20 protein-coding genes and 1 riboswitch are annotated in these 23,367 nt (G+C 37.2%); of the genes, 3 read left to right on the plus strand and 17 right to left on the minus strand.

Annotated elements, in window-relative coordinates; translation table 11 throughout:
• Nucleotides 1–82: 82 nt before the first annotated feature.
• From ABES03_RS04505 to ABES03_RS04515, 3 genes are all read right to left on the minus strand, one after another.
• A complete protein-coding gene (locus ABES03_RS04505; RefSeq protein WP_430115537.1) occupies nt 83–850 on the minus strand; it encodes a cobalamin-binding protein in 768 nt (255 codons plus the stop codon).
• Nucleotides 851–861: 11 nt separating this feature from the next.
• Entirely contained in the window at nt 862–1,308 is a 447-nt protein-coding gene (locus ABES03_RS04510; protein ID WP_430115538.1) for a branched-chain amino acid aminotransferase, read from the minus strand.
• A gap of 121 nt (nt 1,309–1,429) precedes the next feature.
• Entirely contained in the window at nt 1,430–2,974 is a 1,545-nt protein-coding gene (locus ABES03_RS04515) for a DHA2 family efflux MFS transporter permease subunit (protein ID WP_430115540.1), read from the minus strand.
• Nucleotides 2,975–3,159: 185 nt separating this feature from the next.
• Between ABES03_RS04515 and ABES03_RS04520 the strand changes: the two genes are divergently transcribed.
• Nucleotides 3,160–4,059 carry a TetR/AcrR family transcriptional regulator gene (locus ABES03_RS04520; RefSeq protein ID WP_430115541.1) on the plus strand — a complete coding sequence of 300 codons (900 nt, stop codon included), beginning with the start codon at nt 3,160–3,162 and terminating at the stop codon, nt 4,057–4,059.
• Nucleotides 4,060–4,125: 66 nt separating this feature from the next.
• On the opposite strand, the gene ABES03_RS04525 is transcribed toward ABES03_RS04520, so the two are convergent.
• The 3 genes from ABES03_RS04525 to ABES03_RS04535 all read right to left on the minus strand — a co-directional run bounded on the left by ABES03_RS04525 (nt 4,126) and on the right by ABES03_RS04535 (nt 6,309).
• Nucleotides 4,126–4,512 carry a hypothetical protein gene (locus ABES03_RS04525; RefSeq protein ID WP_430115542.1) on the minus strand — a complete coding sequence of 129 codons (387 nt, stop codon included), beginning with the start codon at nt 4,510–4,512 and terminating at the stop codon, nt 4,126–4,128.
• A gap of 142 nt (nt 4,513–4,654) precedes the next feature.
• Nucleotides 4,655–5,140 (minus strand): PaaI family thioesterase, encoded by a 486-nt coding sequence (locus ABES03_RS04530; protein ID WP_430115543.1) that lies wholly within the window; start codon nt 5,138–5,140, stop codon nt 4,655–4,657.
• Between the two features lie 17 nt (nt 5,141–5,157).
• Nucleotides 5,158–6,309 (minus strand): lactate 2-monooxygenase, encoded by a 1,152-nt coding sequence (locus tag ABES03_RS04535; RefSeq protein ID WP_430115545.1) that lies wholly within the window; start codon nt 6,307–6,309, stop codon nt 5,158–5,160.
• A 185-nt stretch (nt 6,310–6,494) separates the two neighbouring features.
• Here ABES03_RS04535 and pepF point away from each other — a divergent pair, with 185 nt between their 5' ends.
• Nucleotides 6,495–8,309 carry an oligoendopeptidase F gene (gene pepF, locus ABES03_RS04540; RefSeq protein ID WP_430115547.1) on the plus strand — a complete coding sequence of 605 codons (1,815 nt, stop codon included), beginning with the start codon at nt 6,495–6,497 and terminating at the stop codon, nt 8,307–8,309.
• A 47-nt stretch (nt 8,310–8,356) separates the two neighbouring features.
• Here pepF and ABES03_RS04545 read toward each other — a convergent pair whose 3' ends face one another.
• The 6 genes from ABES03_RS04545 to ABES03_RS04570 form a co-directional block, all read right to left on the minus strand.
• Complete coding sequence (locus tag ABES03_RS04545; protein ID WP_430115548.1) at nt 8,357–8,821, minus strand: flavodoxin domain-containing protein; 465 nt, start codon at nt 8,819–8,821, stop codon at nt 8,357–8,359.
• Nucleotides 8,818–9,864 carry a ribonucleotide-diphosphate reductase subunit beta gene (locus ABES03_RS04550; protein WP_430115550.1) on the minus strand — a complete coding sequence of 349 codons (1,047 nt, stop codon included), beginning with the start codon at nt 9,862–9,864 and terminating at the stop codon, nt 8,818–8,820. Before ABES03_RS04550 ends, ABES03_RS04545 begins: the two co-directional genes overlap by 4 nt.
• A 15-nt stretch (nt 9,865–9,879) precedes the next feature.
• Nucleotides 9,880–12,168, minus strand: a complete 2,289-nt coding sequence (locus ABES03_RS04555) for a ribonucleoside-diphosphate reductase subunit alpha (RefSeq protein WP_430115552.1) — start codon at nt 12,166–12,168, stop codon at nt 9,880–9,882.
• 134 nt (nt 12,169–12,302) lie between these two features.
• Nucleotides 12,303–12,502: riboswitch (cobalamin riboswitch) on the minus strand.
• A gap of 130 nt (nt 12,503–12,632) precedes the next feature.
• Nucleotides 12,633–13,034 (minus strand): acyl-CoA thioesterase, encoded by a 402-nt coding sequence (locus ABES03_RS04560; protein ID WP_430115553.1) that lies wholly within the window; start codon nt 13,032–13,034, stop codon nt 12,633–12,635.
• A gap of 124 nt (nt 13,035–13,158) precedes the next feature.
• Nucleotides 13,159–14,907 (minus strand): bifunctional metallophosphatase/5'-nucleotidase, encoded by a 1,749-nt coding sequence (locus ABES03_RS04565; RefSeq protein WP_430115554.1) that lies wholly within the window; start codon nt 14,905–14,907, stop codon nt 13,159–13,161.
• Nucleotides 14,908–15,037: 130 nt separating this feature from the next.
• On the minus strand, nt 15,038–16,036 hold the full coding sequence (locus ABES03_RS04570; RefSeq protein ID WP_430115556.1) for a VanW family protein: 999 nt from the start codon (nt 16,034–16,036) through the stop codon (nt 15,038–15,040).
• A gap of 282 nt (nt 16,037–16,318) precedes the next feature.
• Between ABES03_RS04570 and ABES03_RS04575 the strand changes: the two genes are divergently transcribed.
• On the plus strand, nt 16,319–16,735 hold the full coding sequence (locus tag ABES03_RS04575; protein WP_430115558.1) for a hypothetical protein: 417 nt from the start codon (nt 16,319–16,321) through the stop codon (nt 16,733–16,735).
• A 118-nt stretch (nt 16,736–16,853) separates the two neighbouring features.
• On the opposite strand, the gene ABES03_RS04580 is transcribed toward ABES03_RS04575, so the two are convergent.
• The 5 genes from ABES03_RS04580 to ABES03_RS04600 form a co-directional block, all read right to left on the minus strand.
• Nucleotides 16,854–17,840: a proline dehydrogenase family protein gene (locus ABES03_RS04580; RefSeq protein ID WP_430115560.1), complete on the minus strand. Its 987-nt coding sequence runs from the start codon at nt 17,838–17,840 to the stop codon at nt 16,854–16,856.
• A gap of 225 nt (nt 17,841–18,065) precedes the next feature.
• Nucleotides 18,066–19,262, minus strand: coding sequence for a cell division protein FtsZ (gene ftsZ / locus ABES03_RS04585; RefSeq protein WP_430115561.1), 1,197 nt, complete (start codon nt 19,260–19,262; stop codon nt 18,066–18,068).
• A gap of 367 nt (nt 19,263–19,629) precedes the next feature.
• Nucleotides 19,630–21,585: a TRAP transporter permease gene (locus ABES03_RS04590; RefSeq protein WP_430115562.1), complete on the minus strand. Its 1,956-nt coding sequence runs from the start codon at nt 21,583–21,585 to the stop codon at nt 19,630–19,632.
• On the minus strand, nt 21,572–22,105 hold the full coding sequence (locus ABES03_RS04595) for a DUF1850 domain-containing protein (protein ID WP_430115563.1): 534 nt from the start codon (nt 22,103–22,105) through the stop codon (nt 21,572–21,574). The genes ABES03_RS04590 and ABES03_RS04595 overlap by 14 nt, the downstream gene beginning before the upstream one ends.
• A 91-nt stretch (nt 22,106–22,196) precedes the next feature.
• Nucleotides 22,197–23,198: a TAXI family TRAP transporter solute-binding subunit gene (locus ABES03_RS04600; protein ID WP_430115564.1), complete on the minus strand. Its 1,002-nt coding sequence runs from the start codon at nt 23,196–23,198 to the stop codon at nt 22,197–22,199.
• Nucleotides 23,199–23,367: the final 169 nt, after the last annotated feature.

Consider the following 23,367-nt stretch of genomic DNA (forward strand, 5'->3'; position numbering starts at 1 on the left):
CTTATGGGTATTTTGTAAAGTAAATATATTTTACCAAGTTTTTTAAAAAAGTAGAGCCTTTGCTTACTTTCAGCAAAAGCTCTTAATTTTGAATTAAACCCACTAATTTTTCTAATCCATCAAGTAGTCTTGGTGAAGGGCGGCAATAGAGTTCTTCCTCTAGAATAAGGATTTGATCATCACTAAAATAATTAAGTGATTCAAAACCAGGACGTTTTTTTACAACACTTTTTTGTACTTTTTCCCTTCTAACACCCACCCAAACCAGGCAAATATAATCGGGTTTCCGAATCAACACATCTTCCCAATCTGTTTGAACACTTGCCAATTCAACATCGTGAAATAAATTGACCGCTCCTGCTGCTTCCGATATTTCTGTAAGCCAATTTAGCTTGCCTGGTGTAAATATTGGTTTCGGCCACCATTCCCAATATAGCGTGAGTGCACGATGATTATGGGTATATTGCTGTTTTACCTTTGCGAGTCTTGTGTGGTACTGTTCGGCCGCCTGCTTGCCTCGTTCCGGGTATCCCAGTACCTCTGCAGTAGTAATAAGATCTTGTTCTATATCCGATAGAGATTGCGGATTCAAGATGATGTGAGGAATCCCTCGTTCCTTTAATTGCTCCACATTCTTCTCCATTCCTGGGACACTTAAAGAAGCTAGAACCATGTCAGGGTTTAATTTTTCTACCTGATTCATATTAATCGATAGATCGGGCCCCAATTTTGGTAGACTGGCAATAGACTCAGGCCAATCAGAAAAATCATCCACACCTACTAATAAATGTGTCAGACCCAAAAATTCTATAATTTCTGTGTTACTCGGGCATAAGGAAATAACTCGCATCGTTCCTCCATCTATTTTACTGATTCGACTAAATTATTTAGGAATTGATAAATTACTTGGAACGCTTCATTTAAGGTCATATCTTCCTTAAAACCTTCGACATAATTCAAAGCAAAGTTTAAATTCCATAGGCCATCGTCTTGACTAAACATCAAATCAAATTTAGCTTCATTTCCATGTAAAGTTGTATTTAGATGTTCTTTTAATATTTTATCGAATTTCTTTTGAAGCTTTAGCCCTAACATCACGTCATACGTTCCAAACACATCATCAGCCTCTAACGAAACAGCTTCTACTCTAATCCCTTCAAACCAGTTTGACTCTAGATAGATAAACTCATTTTTATTCTTTTTCAAGTAAGTGAGTGGTTGAGCTAAAAAAGTCATTGTTTCATTCTTTATCATATTTTCTGTTTCTTTATCACAACGTTCAATATAGGCATCTGAAAAATTCACCATAAAGCATCCTCCTAAAATAACTTCCATTACTAATATTGAGTATTTTCCCCTAAAAAGCAAATATAGGATAGTCTAAATATAAAAAAAGTGCCAGGCACTTTTGTGCTTGGCACTTCAATCCTTAATTCTCAGCTAGCTTTGCAGTTACTTTATTGCCTGCTGGCTTAGCTTCTCCTGGGTCTTCTGCTTGTTTTGCACGTTTAATGAAAAGTGCAAGGACTAAAGCAAGACCAGCGATAAAGACACTTACGTAGAACGCATCATTTATCCCTTCAAGCATAGCTTTCATTTGGATGTCGTGTTGCATTTTTAATTTCATAGCCTCAGTAATCGCTGTTGTCGGCGGATTGCTAAGCATCTTGGCCTTGGCTGCCGCAACAAGTTCCGTTGCGTGTGTTTTCGCACGGGTTGTCATTACTGTTACCAATAAAGCCGTACCAATAGCACCTGAAACTTGTTGCATGGTATTATTCATCGCTGTACCATGTGGGTAAAATCTTGAAGGTAACTGGTTTAAACCATTGGTTGTAACCGGCATATTTACCATTGACATACCAAACATACGCAAAGTGTATAAAAATATTAAGTGTTTATAAGACATATCAAGAGTTAAATTACTAAGAAGATAACTTGTGATCACTGTAATCGATAAACCAATGATAGCCAGTAGACGTCCGCCAAACTTATCAAATAATTTACCAGTAATCGGCATCATAATAGCCATTACGATTGCTCCAGGTAACAACAATAATCCAGCATCTATCGGCGATATTCCTCGAATCGTTTGAACATAAATTGGCAAAAGAAGCATCCCTGAAAACATTGCCATGGTAACAACCATAGAAATCGCTGATGATAAAGCGAACATTGGATATTTGTAAATCCTAAAATTAAGCAGTGGTCGTTCTTGGTTTAAATTACGTAAAATAAAGGTTACCAATGCAATAACACCAATTGCAAGGGTGCCATATACCTTTGGACTATCCCATCCGTCTTTACCTGCAGAACTAAATCCGTATAATAATCCTCCAAACCCTACGCTAGATAAGATAACAGATAAGAAATCAAGTTTGATATCAACTTTTCCTTTTTTATCTTTAAGTAAGAAAAAGCCAATTAATACAACAACAATCGCGATTGGTGTAATAAAATGGAAAAGCATTCTCCAATCATAGTGTTCAATAATCCAGCCTGATAATGTCGGTCCAATAGCTGGTGCAAACATTAATACCAATCCAAATACGCCCATCGCCATACCACGTTTTTCAACTGGAAAACTTGTTAACATTACGTTCATTAATAAAGGCATCATAATGGCAGAACCAGCAGCCTGAGTCATTCGACCGGTTAGTAATAACGGGAAGGCATGTGCAAATCCAGCTAAAACAGTACCGAGAGTAAATAAAATCATTGCTGCTAAGAAAAGTTGACGAACAGAGAATTTCTGAATTAAAAATGCTGATAATGGAATAAGAATTCCATTTACTAACATAAATCCTGTTGTTAGCCATTGAACCGTCGAAGCTTCGATTTCTAAGTCCTTCATAATGGAAGGTAGTGCGATATTTAGTAATGTGTTATTTAAGAATGCAATAAAGGCTCCAATCATTAAGACCGCAATAATCCCGTATGGAGGACGTTTAGCCTCAGCTTTTGATTGATCCATTGAATTTCCCCCTATAAACTTTTAGTTCAATTTTTTATACCCCTGTTTCACACTTACATAATAATATACTGTGAGTTCAATTTTTGCAATTAAAAATATCTACAAATTTATGGGTTTGTAAAGAATCTAGAAATAATGTACTATTATTTTATACAGTCAGTACAAATCCATTTTAGGGTGATTATATGTACAATCGGAAACAAAATGTTATTCATTCTGCCCACCAATTATTTATTGAAAAGGGTTTCCAAGCGACATCTATTCAAGACATTTTAGATTATAGCGGTATTTCAAAGGGTACATTTTATAATTATTTTTCTTCAAAGAATGAATTATTAATCGGAATCTACAAATCCATTTACAAAAAGCTAGAAAAAGACAAAAATGACTTGCTAGTTGGTCAAGACCCGTCAGATATTGAGATTTTTATAAAACAGATTGAATTACAAATGATAACAAATAGAAAAAATAAGTTAATTGCATTATTTGAAGAGGTTATGGCCTCGAATGATAATGACCTAAAACAATTTATTCTACGTAGTCGCTTAAATTCTCTTCACTGGTACTATAAGCGTTTGGTTGAAATTTTTGGCGAGGACAAAAGACCTTATTTGTTAGATTGCGCAATAATGTTTCAAGGAATTCTCCAAATAAACGTACATTACAATCGAATGGCGTATGAAACGGGAGAAAAAATCAGTCAAGTAGTACGTTATAGTGTTAGCCGTCTAGTGAAAATGGTGGAAGATGTAGTCGAATCCAATGATCAATTGCTTCAATCAGAACTGATTGAAAAGTGGCTTCCTGGCTGTCAAAAAAATGATAAGGGATTTAAAACTCAACTTCTTCAACACTCGGTCACATTAAGAAAAACGATTGCAAAGCATATTTCTAATGAAGCAGAACAGGCTAAATTTATTGAACTACTGGACTTTATTATTGATGAAATATTACATTCAGGTGTACCCCGCAAATTTATTATTGAAAGTGCCCTTTCATCATTGAAAGCAAACACTCACTTGGAAAAAGAACTCCAACCACTAGAACAGTTGGTTAATGATTATTTTAGCCAAATAGAGGATTGATACGAACGAAAACCCCTATTCTAAAAAGATTAGGGGTTTTAATGTGTTGTTTATGTATTAGTTCTTTTACTGAAAAAAAGCTTTCTGAATCTCCCAGATAAAGTAGTGTCTTGAGTATTGTCGTACCTCCACCACAGCATCCTCACCATTTTTGGTAAATATAAGGCCTGATCCCATTTTTTCTTGAAACGACCATCCTTTTGATTTCATAAAATCTTCCACAACTAAATAGCTGTCATTACTCTTGCTTTCTGACAAGTAGCTGCTTCTTTTTTGCGTTTTCGAGAACTGAACATACTCTGTCTCAGAGAATTGCAGTTTTATGGCAGACACAAGGATAGGCAGTGGATTTCCTTCTTGAAAAAAGGCAGAACCAAATGCGCTCATTACCAAACCGGAACCCATGGCAAAAACAATCACTAAGGAAATGACTAAGATTTTCATCTTCCCCATCAGTTAACCTCCCGTTCAAACAATTCCTATAATATTTGACGGCAGGAGGTCTTTTTTTGTTTCAAAAGAAAACATTTCATTTTGATGACAATAGAACAAGAAACTAACTCCTTAGTTCTTGAGTTAGCCTCGGGTTATTAGATCATTCTTTCTGTAAAAACGAATTTGGCATTACGACCGCCACAACCTCACCACGAGCACAGAGAGTATCATTTGCATAAACCTCTGTTTCTACTTTAAATTTCTTCGGGTGTATTTCATGTACTGTACCAACCGCTTTTAATGGCACACCATGAGGAGTAGGCTTGATAAAATTCACGCTCAGTGAAGCTGTGACAAACCGCGGAGGTTCCGCCCCATCTCCTGGTTCATGACCGTTTTTACGATGAAGGGCCAATGATGCTGACCCAGTTCCATGACAATCAATTAACGAAGCAACTATTCCACCATAAACGAATCCTGGTAATGCTAGATGCCTTGACTCCGGGTTGAAGATTGTCACCGTCTGTTGTTCTTGCCAACAAGTACGAAAGTGGTGCCCCTCTTCATTTAATCTGCCACAACCATAGCACCAGGCAAAATCATCAGGATATTCATCTTGAATTGCTCTAACTAGTTTTTCTTCCACTGTTTCTCCCCCAAATCTTATAGTTTCTTCAATAAATCCCGATTTAACTCGCTTACCGTACGCTTTCCTGACAAGGCTAGGGTTAAGTCAAAATCTGCAATCAGGTTTCGAAGTACCTGTTTAACTCCTTCCTCTCCCGCCAAAGCTAATCCATACATATAAGGGCGTCCTACAAGTACAGCTTTTGCCCCTAATGCAATCGCTTTGATTACATCAGAGCCTCTTCTAATCCCACTGTCCATTAAAACTGGGATTTCGTCTCTCACAATATCTACAATTTCTGGTAATGCATCAATAGCTGTAATTGCTCCATCCACTTGCCTGCCACCATGATTGCTGACTATAATTCCATCCACACCATGCTCTAATGCCAGCTTGGCATCTTCAGGATGTAAAATCCCTTTTAACAAAATAGGTAGAGTGGTGTGTCCTTTGATATATTCAATGTCTTTCCAAGTTAATGAAGGATTTCCGAATACTTGAGCCCAAAGCATGATGGCAGATTTTATATCCTCTTTTGGGGACTTCTCTAAGCGTGAACAAAAAACAGGATCTTCTAAATAGTTACCAATACCTTTTGCTTCTAAGAATGGCAAATATGCATGTTCAATATCTTTTTCACGCCATGCCATCATTGGGGTATCAAGTGTAATCACTATAGCACTATATCCCGCTGCCTCAGCTCTTTTTACCATACTTGCAGCAATTTCCCTGTCGCTACTCCAATACAGCTGAAACCATCTATCCCCTTCTCCCATTTCTGCAGAGATTTTTTCAAGACTATATGTAGAAGCAGTACTAGCCACGAGAGGCACACCCATGTCAGCCGCAGCCCGTGCAGTTGCTAGCTCGCCTTCAGGATGGACGATCGATTGAACTCCTATTGGTGCGAGCAATAAAGGATACTGAAGTTTTTTGCCAAACAACTCGATACTTAGATCTCTTGATACGGTATCACATAACATGCGTGGGACGATATGCCACTTTTCAAATGACTTGTTATTGTTCCTTGCTGTTACTTCAGCACCAGCTGATGCGGCAACATAGTAATAGGGTTTTGCCTCAAGTTGCTCTTTAGCCTTAGCTTCTAACTCTTCATATGAAACCGGAACAATATTATTCTCTATTTCTTGATAAACTTTAAATTGCACTTGATTACCGAAACCCATCGTAGTTACCCCCTTTTATAGTAAGCGTTTCCAATAATATGATATCATTCAAAAAAATAAATGGTCAATAAATAGTCAAAAAATTAGGAAAACCCTACAGATGGTGAATTAGTTTTTATTTGACTTAATTTTCTAATAATATATGATAAATTTAGTAGCTCGAAAGAATGTTAGGAGGAGAATTGATGAAAAAACCAGTAGTGAAACGGTTAAACCGCTCAGAAGTACCCGAACATTTAACATGGAATCTGGATGACTTATTCCCCTCAGAGAAGTCATGGGAAGAAGAACTAATAACAATTGACCATGAAATCAACAAGTTTGATCAATATAAGGGAACTTTACATACAGGTGCAAAGGCATTATTAGATTGCCTATGTGCACAGGAACAGCTTTCCATGAAAATTACAAAGGCTGGGACATATGCGAACCTTAGACAATCCGCAGATGGAACTGACCCAGTTAATCAGGAAAACTCAGCAAAATTTTCAGCATTACAAACGAAATGTATCGCTGCATTATCGTTCATTCATTCTGAAATTCTTGCCCTTGATGAAGGAATTGTCGAAAAATACATCCAAGCGGAGCCTGATTTCGAGGCCTTCCAAAAAAGTTTAATGGAGATTCTAGAAACGAAAAAACATAGACTTTCTCCTGAAACAGAAGAAGCCCTCGCTGCTTTAGGTGAACTACAAGGAGCCCCCTATCAAATCTACCAAATGACAAAATTGGCGGATATGGATTTTTCTCCGATAAAAGATGAAAGTGGTCAAGAGTTGCCTGTTTCTTTTTCTTTATTTGAGAGCCGCTACGAATTCTCAGCAAATACAGAGGTTCGAAGAAAGGCCTATTACTCTTTTGTTGAAACTTTAAAAAAGTACACAAATACGATGGCTGCAACCTATGCTACAGAGGTAAAGAAGCAAGTCACTCTTGCACACTTACGGAATTACGAGTCCGTTACCCATATGTTACTAGAGCCCCAGCAGGTAACATTGGAGATGTATAATAATCAAATAGACATTATATATAAAGAACTTGCCCCACATATGAGGAGATTTGCCCAATTAAAACAAAAAGTTCTTGGTCTTCCGCAAATGCTTTTTTGTGATTTGAAAGCACCACTTGACCCAGACTTCGACCCAAAAACTACTTATGAAGAGGCGACCCAACTCATATTGGATTCTTTAAAAATAATGGGTCCTGAATATTCCGAAATCATGGAAAGAGGATTTAAGGAAAGATGGGTTGACTTAGCAGATAATGTTGGCAAATCCACAGGAGCTTTTTGCTCCAGCCCGTATGGGTCTCATCCATATATCCTTATTACTTGGCAGGATAATATGCGTGGATGCTTTACCTTAACACATGAATTTGGGCATGCAGGACATTTCTTTTTAGCCAATAAAAATCAACGAATCATGAATGTGCGCCCTTCCATGTATTTTGTAGAAGCACCATCAACTATGAACGAAATGCTATTAGGCCAGCATTTACTCCATAAATATAAAGATAAACAAATGCGCCGTTGGGTTGTTCTTCAACTGCTAGGAACCTATTATCATAATTTTGTCACCCATTTACTTGAAGCGGAATATCAACGTAGAATATACACTCTTGCTGAAGATGGAAAAGCACTAACAGCTAAAATATTAACAGAAGTAACCAAATCCGTACTTACCGAGTTTTGGGGAGATACGGTTGTAATAGATGAAGGAGCAAGCTTAACTTGGATGCGCCAACCACACTATTACATGGGATTATATCCATACACCTATTCTGCAGGGTTAACTGCATCAACAGCTGTTGCGCAAATGATTCAAGAAGAAGGCCAGCCTGCCGTAGATAGATGGTTAGAGGTACTGCGTGCAGGTGGAACAATGGAGCCACTTGAGTTGTTGAGACATGCCGGAATTGATATGTCTACGCCAGAACCTATCAGTAGAGCTGTGGCTTTTGTAGGTTCATTGATAGATGAATTAGAAGATTCATTTAAGTAATTAGTAAAGAAGAGGTTGCCTCCATTGCAACCTCTTCTTGTTTCCTTTTAACTCTTTATCTTTAGATTGCTTCGATAAAGTAGAATTTTTTCCAAAACAATTTCAACAAACCGTATGCAGCGGCTCATGTCTTTCTGTTGAAGTGAAACCTCAATTTTAAGTGTAACAGCTAAATGAGTGTGATAATAAAGCATGCTTTTAAATTCATCAACAGCCCCACAAAAATTTGGATAGCCACTGTCCCCTGTCCCGACAACTGCAGTAACTATATTCTTCACGTCTTGCGTTTCAAAAGCACGAAAAAGGTCCATCATTTCATGTGGTATATTTCCGTTTCCCCATGTATAGGTTCCAATCACAATAGCTTCATAGTTTTTTAAAACATTGAATTGAAATTGCTCAATTCTAAAAAGATTAACAACAACATTCTTCTTAATGAATAGCTCTTGAATCAAATGAATTAATTCTTCTGTATTCCCAGTTTTAGAAGAATACACGATAGCTATTTTCATAATTCATCAAATCCATTGGATTGTGTAACCTTTGAATAAGTCCTTGATTTTTGTTCAAAAAAATCAGACTTCGTTTCATTCATCATTTCATCGCTGAACACATGAATCCACGGCATTGGATTACTTCTGTCCTCGTAGAGATTTTGCAAACCAAGCTGACGTAACCGTTTATTAGCAAGATATTCGGTGTACTCCTCATACTCATTCAAATCAATGCCATCTATCTCTCGGAAAATCACTCGTGCCCATTCTTTTTCTAGCTCAACAGCTTGTCCAACTGTATGATAAATATAATCAATGTTTGCCTCATTATTTAATTTTGGATTTTCTGTTAAAAGAATCCGTAAAAACTGAGCCATAAAATAAGCATGTTGCATTTCATCACGTTGAATATAGCTAATCATTGTGCTTGTTTTTAACATTTTTTGCTGTCCGGCAAGATAATAGAAAAAAGCAAAGCCTGCATAAAAATAAATACCCTCTAGATTGATAGAATTTACACCTAATTTAAATAGATTTTGCGGAGTAGGATTTTCTCGAAAACTTTCATACGAATTTAATATGAGTTGGTTTCTTTTTTGGACGATTGGATCACTTTTCGCTTGATTGAATCGGTCATTTTGCTCACTTAAAGGTACAAGAGAACTTAGAATATAGGAATATGATTCGTTATGTACCGCCTCCTGCTGAGCAATCACTGCAAATATGGCTTTCATACTTGAATCTGACACATAATCCATCACCTGGCACATCGTTGGTGTTTGCAGGCTGTCCAATGAGGCCAGTTGGGTATTAATGCGCAAAAATACATCTTTCTCTGGTAAGCTAAGTTGGTCCCACTGCTTAATATCATCTTGCATATTAATTTCTTGTGCTTTCCAAAAATTTGATAATAATGTTTGATACAAATCGTACATTTGTGGGTAAGCGATATCATTCCAGTTAAGCAATCCTGAAGACTGCCCATTAATTATTCCTGTCGTTTTATTCGGAAACTTCGGATTTAGTAGTTTAATTTTTAATAAAGGTGAATGAATGTCCATTGAGTTCTCCTCCCATTAACTATGGCACGCCTCGCAATCTTCTATTTCAGATTGTGTGGTGCTTCTTACATAATAAGTTGTCTTCAGCCCCTGCTTCCAAGATGCCAAATGAAGATTTAATAACTCTTTCGCTTTTATGTCATGTCGAACATACAGGTTGAAACTAATTGCCTGATCAATATGACGTCCACGAGCAGCATTCTGTTTAATACTCCAAACTTGATCAATTTCATGCCTTACACGACGATAATAATTGTAAGTGTGATGGTTTAGGTCAGGTGCTGTCACTTTAAATTTAAAATTTTTCTTCTCTTCAGCGTATTCAACTGAATAGATGGGATCAATTCCATCTGTTGAACCACCAATTTTTGCTGTTGAAGAGTTTGGTGCAATAGCCATAAGCCACCCATTTCGTAGTCCATGAATAGCTACCTTCCTCTTTAAATCATTCCACCTATCAGTCTGGTAATTTCTACGTGTAAAATAGTCACCAGTCTGCCACTCAGAACCACTAAACTGACTATACGAACCTTTCTCCATTGCTAGTTCCATTGACGACCGAATCGTGTAAAAAGCAATGTCTTCATATAATACATCTGCAAAATGAACGGCATCATTGGATTCCCAGTGAATTCCCTTTAGTGCAAGAAGATGATGCCACCCAAAGGTACCAAGTCCAACAGCTCTAAACTTTTTATTCGTAAGTTGCGCCTGACCCACTGAGATTGTATTTAAGTCAATGACATTGTCTAACATTCTTACTTGTATCCGTATTAGTCGTTCTAAGACGTTCGCTGGTACAGCTTTTGCAAGATTAACAGAGGATAAATTACATACAACAAAATCCCCTGGTTTACGTACCATTACGAGGTTTCCCTCTTCGTCCTGATATTCCTTAACAATCATTGTAGGTGACATATTTTGCGTGATTTCTGTACATAAGTTGCTGCAATAGATAGAAGTACGCCCCTTGCCTAAAAGATGTTTATTCGGATTTTGCCGGTTCACTTCGTCACGGTAAAACATGTACGGAGTCCCTGTTTCTAGTTGTGAAACCATGATTCGTGCCATAATATCCATAGCTCGATATGTTTTACGAGGAAGAAGTGGGTTTCTTACTGCCTCCTCATATTTCTCGGTAAAATATTTATGATTACTTTCATCATAAAAATCTTCCAAGCCTAGAGGGTTACCCTTTTCATCTTTCCAGCCCATGATTTGTTTTACCTGATGAGGACAAAATGCATGCCACTCTCCAATACTCCTTCCGTTCTCATCTATTTCTTCAAGCCTTTGCATAAATAAGTCTGGTATGGTCACGCCGGTAAATATATCATGAGCTTTCCGTCTCTCGTCGCCATTATTCGTTTTTAAGTCAAGAAATCCACTCATAATATCTTTGTGAAATAGATCTAAATATACAGCAATGGCTCCCTGCCGCTGACCTAACTGATCAACACTAACAGCCGTATCGTTCACTAATTTTATCCATGGAACTACCCCGGATGAGTTTTCTTTAAATTTCTTTATATCAGAACCAAGAGCACGAACCTTTCCATAATAAACCCCGATGCCACCGCCATCTTTGCTTAACCGAGAAATATCCCAATTATTTAAATAAATACTATCAAGTGAATCATCAACCGTATCAATAAAACATGAGGAGAGCTGACCAAAGCTTTTTCCGGCATTCGCTAAGGTAGGAGTTGCAACTGTCATATATAAGTTGCTTAAAGCCCAATATGCCTCTTTCACTAAACTTAGACGAATGGTTTCTTTTTCAAACTTCATTAGTGTCATAGCAATAATCATAAATCGCTCTTGGGGAAGTTCATAAATATTTCGGTTATAATCACGGGCAAGATATCGATCTGCTAATAGATATAATCCTATGTAAGTAAATAAATGATCCTTTTCTGGATTAATCGCTTTCGCTAATGTATCTATTTCATCTTTACTATAAAGACTTAATAAATCATTGGAATAGACTCCTATATCCGTTAGTTGTTTTAGTAATCCATAAAAGTCTCCATATTTATTTGAACTCTTATAACCTCGGTTTTCGGCCGCCTTAAAATATAATTCATTCAGATAGAAACTGGCAGCAACGAACGTCCAATCTGGTTGATCTATCGCTATTTGATTGACTGCATAGAATAATGCATGCTTATTCATTTCAGTCGCTGTTCCTTCCAGATGACTAATTTGCTTCCTCAGTTCAGAAGCATCAATGTTGTATTTCTGTTCAACTTGATTAATAGATTCTAAAAAACAATCAAGTTCAGATCGTACCCTAGTAGTCATATTTTTTCCCCCTAAATTAAAAAATCCGCTCAAGGTGAATTGAGCGGATGAAACGATAACAATACAGAAGGATGAAAAAAGTAGTCAAGTGTCTCCTGTCGCCACCATTTCATCTTCTCAATCCCCGAAGAAGTTGAAACATCTTAAGAAAGACAGGTCTCCTGACTTATGCATCTCCCTACTTTGAGCCCTTCCCGTATAAGCGCCTAATCAATTAAACTCTCTTATACAGTGGTTTTCTCATTTCGTCAGCATTTACAGTTGCGGGGGCAGTTCTGGAATTCCACCAGATTCCCTTTTAAGCCTAATGGCATCTTTTCTCAAGGCAAACACAATATATAGTTGTTTTTATTTCAATTAATAACGATATGTAGTACTTAGCGGTTAAATAAAATAATAGTCTATTTATTAATCTATTTCAAGAACCTTTTTCAAAATTTTTTTGAAAGGTTACATTCAACTAATCACTTATTCAATTGATAAAGGCGCAACTCCAATTCTTTTCTAATCTCTTGTGGTATTGTTTCAGATTGTTGTTTTTTGAGATTAAAATTTACATAGGTGACTGTTCCCTTTGCACAAACTCTTCCTTCTTGGTGGATTTCCTCATAAAGTTGTAAACTGGAATTTCCGATTTTTTTGACCCATGTAAAAACTTCCACATCCTTACCGAAATAAATTTGCTTCATATAGTCCACGTTCATGTTTAAAATAATCATTTTCCAATTTTCAAAGGAACTGTCAGGGGTAAATAATTTAAAAATCTCATTTCTAGCAGCTTCAAACCAAATCGGTATGGTAGTGTTATTGATGTGCCCGACCCCATCTGTTTCAGAAACACGTGGCTCAATTATTTTTTTATACATCGATACTTCCCCCTTTCATTAAAAAGGATCGTTTATATATTATTCTAAATGTTCTATCTAATTTAAGTAAAGCCTAACTAAACAATAAGGATGACTCATTTACAGAAGAGTCATCCTTATTGTTTTATTGAACTCTCTGAATCCTATTTTGAATAAGATAGGAGAACGGTTTTGGTTGTTCCCCAATGTAATTTACAACTGCTTCTAAATCAACTGGACCAACTTCTTTATTTTGGGCTTTAGTGAATTCCGTAAAACCATCTCCCCCACCAGATAAGAAGATGTTTGCTGTTACCGTATATGACTTAGCAGAATCAAGTTCTGTACCGTCCGAAAGCTTGACACTCACTACCCTGTTACCAACAGGTTTATTAGGGTCCCATGTATATGTTAAACCAGAAATTTGCAGGATCGCAGTTCTTGTACCCCATTGCTGGTTAAGTAAGTCACGAATTTGCTGCCCGGTCATTGTCATTTTTACCAATTCATTATTAAAAGGCTGTACCGTATATACCTCACCCCAGGTAATATCACCTGGATCAATATCGGCTCGTATACCTCCAGGGTTCATAAAGGCGAAATCTGTATTCATCGCCTTTCTTTGTGCATCGGCAATGAAATCCCCAAGAACAGATTCACCATTTTCATTTTGCTTTGCTGTTAAGTTATCTGTTGTAGATCCAACAATACGTTTAACAATTGGTTCTACCTTCGCTTCATAGCCTTCAAGCATTTTCTTAATCTCAGGATCTGGCTCTATTCCTTCTTGAAAAGTTGTCACAATCTCTGCCCGCTTGGAAACAATATCTTTCGTTTTCGGATCAATTTCAATATCAACGTCTGAAAAAGCCGTCCCATAGGAATATGACTGAACCACCAATTTATTATCAATTGTAGCATTCATATAGGCATGATTATGACCGCCAAAAATAATATCTACTTCATCGTCTACTCGATTAGCGATATCTACAAGCTGGCCTGTAGGGTTTTCTCCATTTGGGCCAGATGAACCTGGATTATGGGCCAAAACAACAATTGATTTTACTCCTTGTTTTTTTAATTCAGCTACATTGCGGTTAATCGCTTCTACCTCATCGGTGAATTTTAAGCCTGCTACACCACTTGGTACAACGACAGTCGGTGTCTCAGTTGTTACCACCCCGATGAAACCAATTGGCATTCCATTTACCTTTATCACGTGATAGGGAGGTAAAATGGTTTTTCCTGTTTTTTCATTGATTACATTTGCTACTATCCATGGAAATGTGGAACCAGCAAAATTCCCTGTTTTTGGATGGGAGCCACCATTAATTAGACGAAGGAGTTCATTTAAACCTTCATCAAATTCGTGATTTCCAACAGTTCCAATATCGAATCCAAGTTTGTTAAGTAGCTCAATAGTTGGTTCATCTTGTAAAAGTGCCGATACTGGTGGGCTTGCTCCAACCATATCTCCATCCTGAACAAGAAGCGTGTTTTTATTCTCCGCTTCTCTTTGTTTTAGATAAGTAGCTAAATAGTCAATGCGCCCTGCAGGCTTACCATTTACTTTACGAGTAACATTTAACTGACCATGTAAATCATTGATACCTAAAAGTTGAACTTGAACAAGCCGGTTGTCAGCTGAAGGTGGCTTAGCCTTTTTAGGATTTTTGGCTTCAGGACGATCAGATTGATGTCCATGATATTCTTCGGATAGGCCTTGATCCCCTGGAGGATATTGCCTTGCTACTTGAAGAACATCTTTTTTTGTTTTGTTTGCACCATAATGATTCTGATCATCTAATACCCGTGCTAAAGCTTGATGCTGTCCGGCCCACCCAAATAAGACAAGTATTACTGAATACATAATTATCCTATAAAACCATTTCATATATTACCTCCTATTTTTAACTAAAAGAACCAAATGTATTTTTTGCTTGATAAAGGTGGAATATGCATTTGCTGTATAATAATAAAAGGTGACAAGCAAATGCAGTGCCTGTCACCTTTTGTGTTCTTTTTTATCTCTTTGCTATGAGGTTTTGGTAAGCAGCTGATGTTCTTACTTCCACAGTTAATGTACCTTTGCCATAAATTGCTTTAATTAAAAAAGGATACCCTGTTGTATTCTTAAATTGAAAATCTGGGCCTCCATATGAAACTGTTGCATCACGACCGGGGGGAACATAACCAACTGATAATGAGTGGTGATGTTTTTCTACATAGTTAACTGCTAATAAATCCACCGCATTAAATAACGTGGAAGAAGTCTGGCATATTCCCCCACCAATCCCATCGACCATCTTTTTATTTACAATTTCTTTTGCCTTTTGATATCCGTGTGCAGCATCACTAGGTCCAACTGTAGTATTAAAGGAAAAAATATCTTCGGATCCAACAATGATATTGTTGATAGCTTGTGCTGATAACTCGATATTCTTTGAACGCCCCACCACTCCGCTACTAAATCTTGTTGTAAATCTTCCTATCACTACTTCACCTAAATGAGCAATATCCTCAGGCTTATAGCCACTTTCAGTAACATACAAGGGTAGTTCAACTTCTCCACCTACAAGAGATGCGGTCATAACTTTTTCTACTAATTCCGATTCCTCTAATATCACTTTCGGTTTTCCTTTAATGATTTGCCCATTTGCATCAATTTTATCGAGTACCATTCGCTGGTCATACCCCGTTGACGTTTCAGTTCCTCTCGCTAAATCTTTAGCCCATTTTTCAATTTCCTTTTGGTAGGTCTCTTTGTTGTTTTCAAACCCCAAATCCTTCGGTATAAAGCTCTTAATAATTTTTTTCGTATTCGGGTCAATGACATTAACAACAATTTGCTTTGGTGCCTCTACCTTCGGTGGTTCTTCTTTCGGCTGTTTTTCGGGCTGCTTTTGAGGTTGTATAACCTTTTTCTCTCGTGCCACCTCTTTTGTTGTTTCCTCTGTACACCCCGTCAATCCTATTAGACTACTAATGACAAAAATAGAAATAGCCCAATTTCGTTTGCTCATTGCCCAACTACTCCTCTTATTGAATATTCAGTGGTGTTCTAATCCCAATTTATTGATTACTATGGGAATCAATCCCATTCACCCATTTTATTCGCCACTGCATGTCATTATTACTGTGGTTATATCGACACAAAACGATTGCTTTTCCGGCAACCATATAAAGTATGGTATAATATGAATAGAAGGGATTAGAATGAGTGTTTTTTTAGAAGAAGGTTTATCATTCCACCACCATTCTTTATTCATTGCGATAGAAAAATAATTGGAAAAAAGGTGCTATACATGGAAGGTTCGATTGAAACCGTTTATTTCTTAGAAAATCCTGAGAGGAATATGATTAAATTTGCAACTGGGAAACAGCTACGTTATGAGGATGTAATAAAAGAGGTTTTTGGGGTTGCGAGTATCAATGATTTACACATGATGATTCAGTTTAATAAAGGTTTTCAAACAAGCATATGTAACTGTCATGGAATCAGTGAGAAAAGTATTACTTTAGATCGAATAATTCGGATTGCATCTAAAACAGATTTGCTACGTTTCAAGCAACTAATATTGGAGCAAATGACAACCGGAGAAGAAGAGTCAAACATAAACCCTTCTACGTGTCCCTTTGATTTTAGAATAAAGCTTCAAGAAGGCATATTCCAATGGGATGATACTAATTTTTCCTATAATGCCGTAAAACCGGGTGCCTAACCTTTGTGATTGTATAACCACAAAGGCTAGGTGCCTTTTTTAAATCCATAAGGGAGGCAAATTTTCACCTGTAATAAAAAATCCTCTCATCTATTTGATGAAAGGATTATTGTTTGTATTATTTTCTTTTTTTCTTGGTTTGCTTATTGGTCATTTTACCTAATAGGAATGCACCTGCTGCTACACCAATAATGGTATTTGTTTTTTTGTTGAACACTTGTTTAGCCACAAGATTTAAGTTTTGTGGCCGTTCAGCTAGACGTCTCATGAAATATCCATACCAGTCATTACCAAAAGGAACATATGTGCAGAAATTGTACCCTTCACTTGCCAACTTTAATTGAAGCTCTTTTCTAAACCCATATAACATTTGAAACTCGTATTGATCATTTGGGATATTGTTCTTTTTAATAAAATCTTTTAAGTAGTTTATTATTCTATGGTCATGTGTAGCAATTGATGTAAATTTACCATTTAATAAATGCCATTCAGATATTTTAATAAAATTAGAATCAATATCATTTTTATCTTGGTAAGCGATTTCTGGTGATTCTTTATATGCACCTTTTACAATTCGAATACGATAATTTTTATATTTTTCAAGATATTCTTGTGCCTGATGGAAATAAGCCTGAATAACTGTTCCAACGTTATCGTACTCTAAAGAAAGATCGTCAAGTAAATCAAATGTAGGACTTAAATGGCTATAATCCTCCATATCAATATTTACGAAAATACCATAACGATTAGCTAGGTCTACGATTTCTCTTAAGTTATTTAAACAAAAAGTATATTCAATATCTAAGCCTATCTGTGTTGGTTTTAATGAGATATGCGCATCCACTTTAGACTCATGAATAGCTTCAATTACATTAAGGATTTGTTCTTTTGCAGCATTTGCCTCTTCTTCTTTAAAAACGAACTCTCCTAAATTATCCACTGTACAAGAAATTCCGTGTGAGTTCAGCTCTTTTATACTTTTAATAACTTCTTCAATATTCGTTCCTGCAACGACACTTTGTGCCCCCATTTTTAAACCATATTTTTTGGCAGCACTATTCAGAAATTGGTTTTGAGATAAACTCATAAAAATATCTTTCAACATAGCGATTACTCCTTGCAGTGATTTTTATATCATCATTATAGCATACGCTTTCAATAAAATTTATTTTGCGAATATTCCAACTTAATGTCGAAAAAATCGGTTGGGTTCTTGTTCAATTTTCCTGACCTATGACTAATTTATCATATCCCAAAAGGAAAGCTCATCTCTATAAAAGAAATGAGCTCACTTTTATTATTTCAATTAGTCCACTTACCCAAACGGAATCTATCTATTCCTTCTATTCCGGTTTCGTAAGAATGTTGGAATATCAAGTGAATCATCCGACTCCTGTACTTGATGATGACTATGATCAGATTTTAATTCTTCCTTCTCCTGCCATTTTCGACTGTTTTCAAGAACTGATTCCTCATGTACCATTGATTCCTGTTTGGTTTGGAAAGTGCCAAACTGTGGTCTGGACTTACCTTCCCTTGTAGGAGATGATGGAACATTTTTGGTTTCAATCTCATCATGTGAGAAACCAGTTGCAATAACAGTTATCATAATTTCATTTTTAAAATTTTCATTAATTATAGAACCAAAAATCATGTTTAATTCGTGGTCTGCTGCAGAAGCGACTAGGTCTGCCGCTTCTTGTACCTCGTATAAACTTAAATCAGTTCCTCCTGTAATATTCATCAAGATCCCTTGTGCACCATTGATTGAAGTCTCGAGTAATGGACTAGAAATTGCCTTTTTGGCCGCTTCCACTGCACGTCCATCGCCTTTTGCTACTCCAATCCCCATTAGAGCTGTACCTTGATTAGACATGATCGTTTTAACGTCAGCAAAATCAAGATTGATTAATCCCGGAACTGCAATCAAATCCGAGATCCCTTGTACCCCTTGGCGGAGAACATTATCTGCTTCTCGGAAGGCTTGGATCATCGGTGTTTTTTTATCTACAATTTGTAATAAGCGATCATTTGGAATAATTATAAGAGTGTCGACCGCTTTCCTCATTAATTCGATTCCGTTCTGAGCGTTTGTTGCACGCTTTTTTCCTTCAAATCCAAACGGACGTGTAACTACTCCAATAGTTAATGCCCCGAGTTCACGGGAAATTTGGGCAATCGCAGGCGCAGCACCTGTTCCGGTTCCTCCGCCCATTCCGGCTGTAACGAAAACCATATCTGCACCCTTTAACACCTCTTGTAGTTGACTCTTGCTTTCCTCGACTGCTTTCCTACCTACTTCTGGATTTGCGCCTGCACCTAACCCTCTTGTCAATGTTGCACCAATTTGCATCCTAATCTCTGCTTTTGAAAGATTGAGAGCTTGTGCGTCAGTATTAACTGCAATAAATTCCACACCTTGAATTCCTGCCTCAATCATTCGGTTAACGGCATTGTTTCCTCCACCGCCAACACCTATTACTTTTATTCTGGCTACCTGATCTATGTCCATATTAAAATCCCACATTAATAATTCCTCCTACTCGGCTACCACGTTGCCACATTATTCAAAAAATTCATCATAGACTTTGTTACTATGTATTTTGTAGAAATCAATTCTACATATTGTTATTTTAGCAAACTATACTGGTATTTTATATAGTGAGAAAGTTACCCTATCAGAAATAGTTTCGCACTTTATCTTTCCTACTATTCTACTAAACTTTGGAAAAGGTTCCAACAGGAAATGTCGAAAATTGCACAATTAGTCATATTGGAATGTGATAGTGCTGCTCTGATGAATGCCTTGTAGTCAATTTTTATGTTGAAAGTCCTAATAAACAAAAGTCCTCACATATATGAGGACCCAACAATTATTTATTCAGTGAGCTGGTTTATATTCCAGTACGCGGCATTCGATTCCTCTTAATCATAAGTTGCAAGGTAAATAATACACCAAATGCAACAAGTCCAGTGATATCGGTAATATTTTCCGGATAGATTAGGCATAAACCGGCAACAATCGCAACAACCCTTTCATACCAAAACATTTCGCGAACCCAGAATCCAATGACACCGGTACTAATAGCAAACATCCCACAAAAGGCTGTAAAGACTACCCATATTAAGTAAGTCCAAGTCGTATCTATCATTAATAATTCAGGTGACAGCACAAACATATATGGAATAATAAAAGCAGAAATAGCTAGTTTTGAAGAATTTACACCCGTTCGAAATGGCTCCCCACCTGAAATTGCACTTGCTGCAAAAGCCGCTAATGCAACAGGAGGCGTAATGTCTGCAATAATTCCAAAATAAAATACAAACAAATGGGCAGATAAATCAGGAATTCCTAACAAAATAATTGCTGGTGCTGCAATCGTAGAGGTTATGACATAGTTGGCAGTCGTCGGTGAACCCATTCCAAGCACGATGGCGGTAATCATTGTTAAGAATAAGGTCGGTAGTAATGCACCACCTGCTAAATCTAATAAACCATTAGCAAGCTTCAATCCCAAACCAGTTTTGGTAACCACACCAACTATGATACCAGCTGCTGCAGTAGCAGCCGCTACTCCTAGCGCCGAGCGAGCTCCATCTACAAGGGCTTCAACGAACCCTTTAAAACCAATTCTAGTATCCTTTTTTATCGCACTTACTACAACTGTGATTACGATTGCCCATAACGCTGCCCGGATTACACTCATACCTGACATTAGCAATAAAATGATTGCTATTATTGGGAGTAATAAATAAATCTTTTTAAGTACTTCTTTTCTATTTGGCATTTCTTCTTTCGTTAAGCCACGTAGGCCAATTCGTTTGGCTTCAAAATGGGTCATGATCCAAATCCCGCTAAAATAAAGGACAGCAGGAATAGCTGCGGCTTTAGCAATGTCCCAATAAGTAATGCCACCCCCAATAAATTCAACCATTAGGAAGGCTGCTGCTCCCATAATAGGGGGCATCAATTGACCTCCAGTTGATGCGGCAGCTTCTACAGCACCAGCAAACTCCTTTTTATAACCTAATTTTTTCATCATTGGAATGGTGAAGGATCCTGAAGTCACAACATTTGCTACAGAACTTCCACTTATTGTTCCTTGTAGGGCACTAGAAAAAACGGCTACTTTTGCAGGGCCTCCTATACTCCTTCCAGCAACTGCAATAGCAAGGTCATTAAAGTATTGTCCGACACCTGTTTTAACAAGAAATGATCCAAACAATAAGAAGAGGAAAATAAAAGTCGAGGACACACCAAGTGGAGTACCTAGTATACCTTCAGTTGTAAAGAACATTGTTTGTACTAAACGACTTAAGTCAAGCCCTCTATGGGCAATAAACCCAGGCATGTACTGACCAAAAATAGCATAACCCATAAAGAGTATAGCGATAATGGTAATTGGAAGACCTACCGCACGACGAGTTGCTTCTAAAACTAATAAAATCCCTGCCAATCCAACATAAAAATCAAGATTAGTTAAGTTACCCGTTCTTAGTACTAATTCGTCGATCATTAATGGCCAGTAGGCACCGACAACAACTGAAATACCAGCCAGAATCATATCGTACCAGGCTACTTTATGTTCTTTCCCTCTATTTTTTTTTCGTGCAGGAAAAAGTAAAAAAATGAGTGCAAGAGCAAAGCCTAAGTGAATCGAACGTTGAAGCTGTGCGGTTAACATACCAAAGATTCCCGTATATAGATGAAACAAAGAAAAGGCTAATAATCCCGCAAATACAACCCATCCTAAAATACCCTTTAATTTCCTTGTTCCGGCTTCTGGGTCATATTTCTCTAATAATTCTTGTTGTTTTTTATCAGAAAGCGTTCCATCATAATGACTCAAGGATATTCACTCCTTTCCACTGTTGAAAAAAGGATAATTTTTGTATTTCTACTTTTACGGAGGTTCCGGGTTTAATCGATCGGGATAAAGGATATTCCCTTTTATGAAAAATCACCCGATGATTAGCCCGAACCTGACCTATGCGTAAATAAAAATAAGGAAAGACCCTTGCCATATTCTTAATGTAGTATTTTCCATTTTTTTGTTCGAATGTTTCACCCTCCTCCGCATTAGAAGGCATACCTATCGAAAAATTCTCATACATCAACTCATATTGTTGTATTTGCTGATTAGTTGTAATTTTGTAGCTTTCGACTACATCTGTTAAATGAATGGAATGGGTGTATTTAATCTTAAACTGAGATTCGTCAGTTATTGGAATATATGCTAGCTTGGCATTAGAATGAACGGGTTGAAAAACAATTGCTAGCGTTAGTGGAATATGTACTAATAGGAATATAGCTAAACCAAAGCAAATCGCTAGCATAGTGATAACTAATAACGAATTTTCTTTTTTCATATAACCTCCTTACTATCGAGTGTAGAAAACTAGAAAAGGTAGACCGGCATGCTTTAGCTGCCGGTCACTGGTCAATAATGAACCCTATTCCTTACGGTGCCTTTACTCCCTTTTCATCAAAATATTTTTGTGCCCCCGGATGGACATCAATCCCTACACCGTTTAGCGCATTTTCAACTTTTATTAATTTCCCTTTTGCATGGGTTACTTGGTCTAGATTTTCGAAAATGGCCTTCGTAATATCGTAGACTACATTTTCAGAAAGATCACTTCTTACCACTAACATTGCTTGAACAGCGACAGTGGTTACCTTATCCTTTAAGCCATACGTACCCGCAGGCACTTCATCCTTTACATAATAAGGATACTTTTTGATAAGGGCATCAATTTTGTCCTGTTCAATTGGGACAATTACTACATCCTCAGTTGCCGAAAGTCCTTCGACAGCGCCTGTTGGTGTACCTGCAGTCACAAATGCTGCATCAATGGTTCCATCTTGAATTCCTTGTGTGGATTCATCAAATGATAGGTCTTGTTTCTTTATATCATTTAAGCTCATCCCGTGCACTTCTAGGATTTGTTCAGCATTCGCAGCCGTTCCAGAACCAGGAGCACCAATGGATACCTTTTTACCTTTTAAATCTTCTACGGATTTAATCCCAGATTTTTTGGTTGTTACTAGTTGAATAGTTTCAGGGTATAGAGTAGCAATTGCTTTGACATTGTCTACCTTATTATCTTTAAACATCAACTGCCCTTGACTGGCATATGAAGCAATATCTGTTTGGGTAAATGCAATTTCGCCATCGCCCATTTTAAGAGTTGTCATATTTTCTGCAGATGCTCCAGAGGTTTCCGCATTTGCTTCAATTCCTGTTGCATCCTTAATTATTTTTGCAAACGATCCACCTAGCGGATAATAGGTCCCCCCTGTACCGCCTGTAAGAATACTAATAAATTTTGGCTTTTCCTCTGTCTTCTTTCCCCCTGTGCCCTCTTTTTCTCCCCCCTCATCCTTACTGCCGCAAGCTGCGAGAATCATAGACATAGTTAAAAGAAAGACCATCGTAAGAATAAACTTTTTCTTTTTCAACTAAAAGTTCCCCCTTTATTAAATTACTTTCTCGTATACATACTTATTAAAAAAGAGGTACAAACTTGCCATTTATTACAAAGTTGGTACTTAAGTCCTATTAATTGAATTCCACCGCTTGTTTTCACAATATTCCTACCACTTTCTTCGAGAACGGTTGACTCCTACC

The sequence above is a fragment of the Neobacillus rhizosphaerae genome (genome assembly GCF_050477885.1).
Lineage (GTDB): Bacteria > Bacillota > Bacilli > Bacillales > Cytobacillaceae > Neobacillus > Neobacillus rhizosphaerae_A.

Bases quoted from the DNA above. Each gene is read 5' to 3' on its own strand.
- ABES03_RS04535 (WP_430115545.1), bottom strand. From the start codon at position 6,309: ATGGGTTTCGGTAATCAAGTGCAATTTAAAGTTTATCAAGAAATAGAG.
- ABES03_RS04550 (WP_430115550.1), bottom strand. From the start codon at position 9,864: ATGGACATTCATTCACCTTTATTAAAAATTAAACTACTAAATCCGAAG.
- ABES03_RS04510 (WP_430115538.1), bottom strand. From the start codon at position 1,308: ATGGTGAATTTTTCAGATGCCTATATTGAACGTTGTGATAAAGAAACA.
- ABES03_RS04575 (WP_430115558.1), top strand. From the start codon at position 16,319: ATGGAAGGTTCGATTGAAACCGTTTATTTCTTAGAAAATCCTGAGAGG.
- ABES03_RS04560 (WP_430115553.1), bottom strand. From the start codon at position 13,034: ATGTATAAAAAAATAATTGAGCCACGTGTTTCTGAAACAGATGGGGTC.
- pepF (WP_430115547.1), top strand. From the start codon at position 6,495: ATGAAAAAACCAGTAGTGAAACGGTTAAACCGCTCAGAAGTACCCGAA.
- ABES03_RS04525 (WP_430115542.1), bottom strand. From the start codon at position 4,512: ATGGGGAAGATGAAAATCTTAGTCATTTCCTTAGTGATTGTTTTTGCC.
- ABES03_RS04545 (WP_430115548.1), bottom strand. From the start codon at position 8,821: ATGAAAATAGCTATCGTGTATTCTTCTAAAACTGGGAATACAGAAGAA.
- ABES03_RS04570 (WP_430115556.1), bottom strand. From the start codon at position 16,036: ATGAGCAAACGAAATTGGGCTATTTCTATTTTTGTCATTAGTAGTCTA.
- ABES03_RS04520 (WP_430115541.1), top strand. From the start codon at position 3,160: ATGTACAATCGGAAACAAAATGTTATTCATTCTGCCCACCAATTATTT.
- ABES03_RS04595 (WP_430115563.1), bottom strand. From the start codon at position 22,105: ATGAAAAAAGAAAATTCGTTATTAGTTATCACTATGCTAGCGATTTGC.
- ABES03_RS04515 (WP_430115540.1), bottom strand. From the start codon at position 2,974: ATGGATCAATCAAAAGCTGAGGCTAAACGTCCTCCATACGGGATTATT.
- ABES03_RS04565 (WP_430115554.1), bottom strand. From the start codon at position 14,907: ATGAAATGGTTTTATAGGATAATTATGTATTCAGTAATACTTGTCTTA.
- ABES03_RS04580 (WP_430115560.1), bottom strand. From the start codon at position 17,840: ATGTTGAAAGATATTTTTATGAGTTTATCTCAAAACCAATTTCTGAAT.
- ftsZ (WP_430115561.1), bottom strand. From the start codon at position 19,262: ATGTGGGATTTTAATATGGACATAGATCAGGTAGCCAGAATAAAAGTA.
- ABES03_RS04505 (WP_430115537.1), bottom strand. From the start codon at position 850: ATGCGAGTTATTTCCTTATGCCCGAGTAACACAGAAATTATAGAATTT.
- ABES03_RS04555 (WP_430115552.1), bottom strand. From the start codon at position 12,168: ATGACTACTAGGGTACGATCTGAACTTGATTGTTTTTTAGAATCTATT.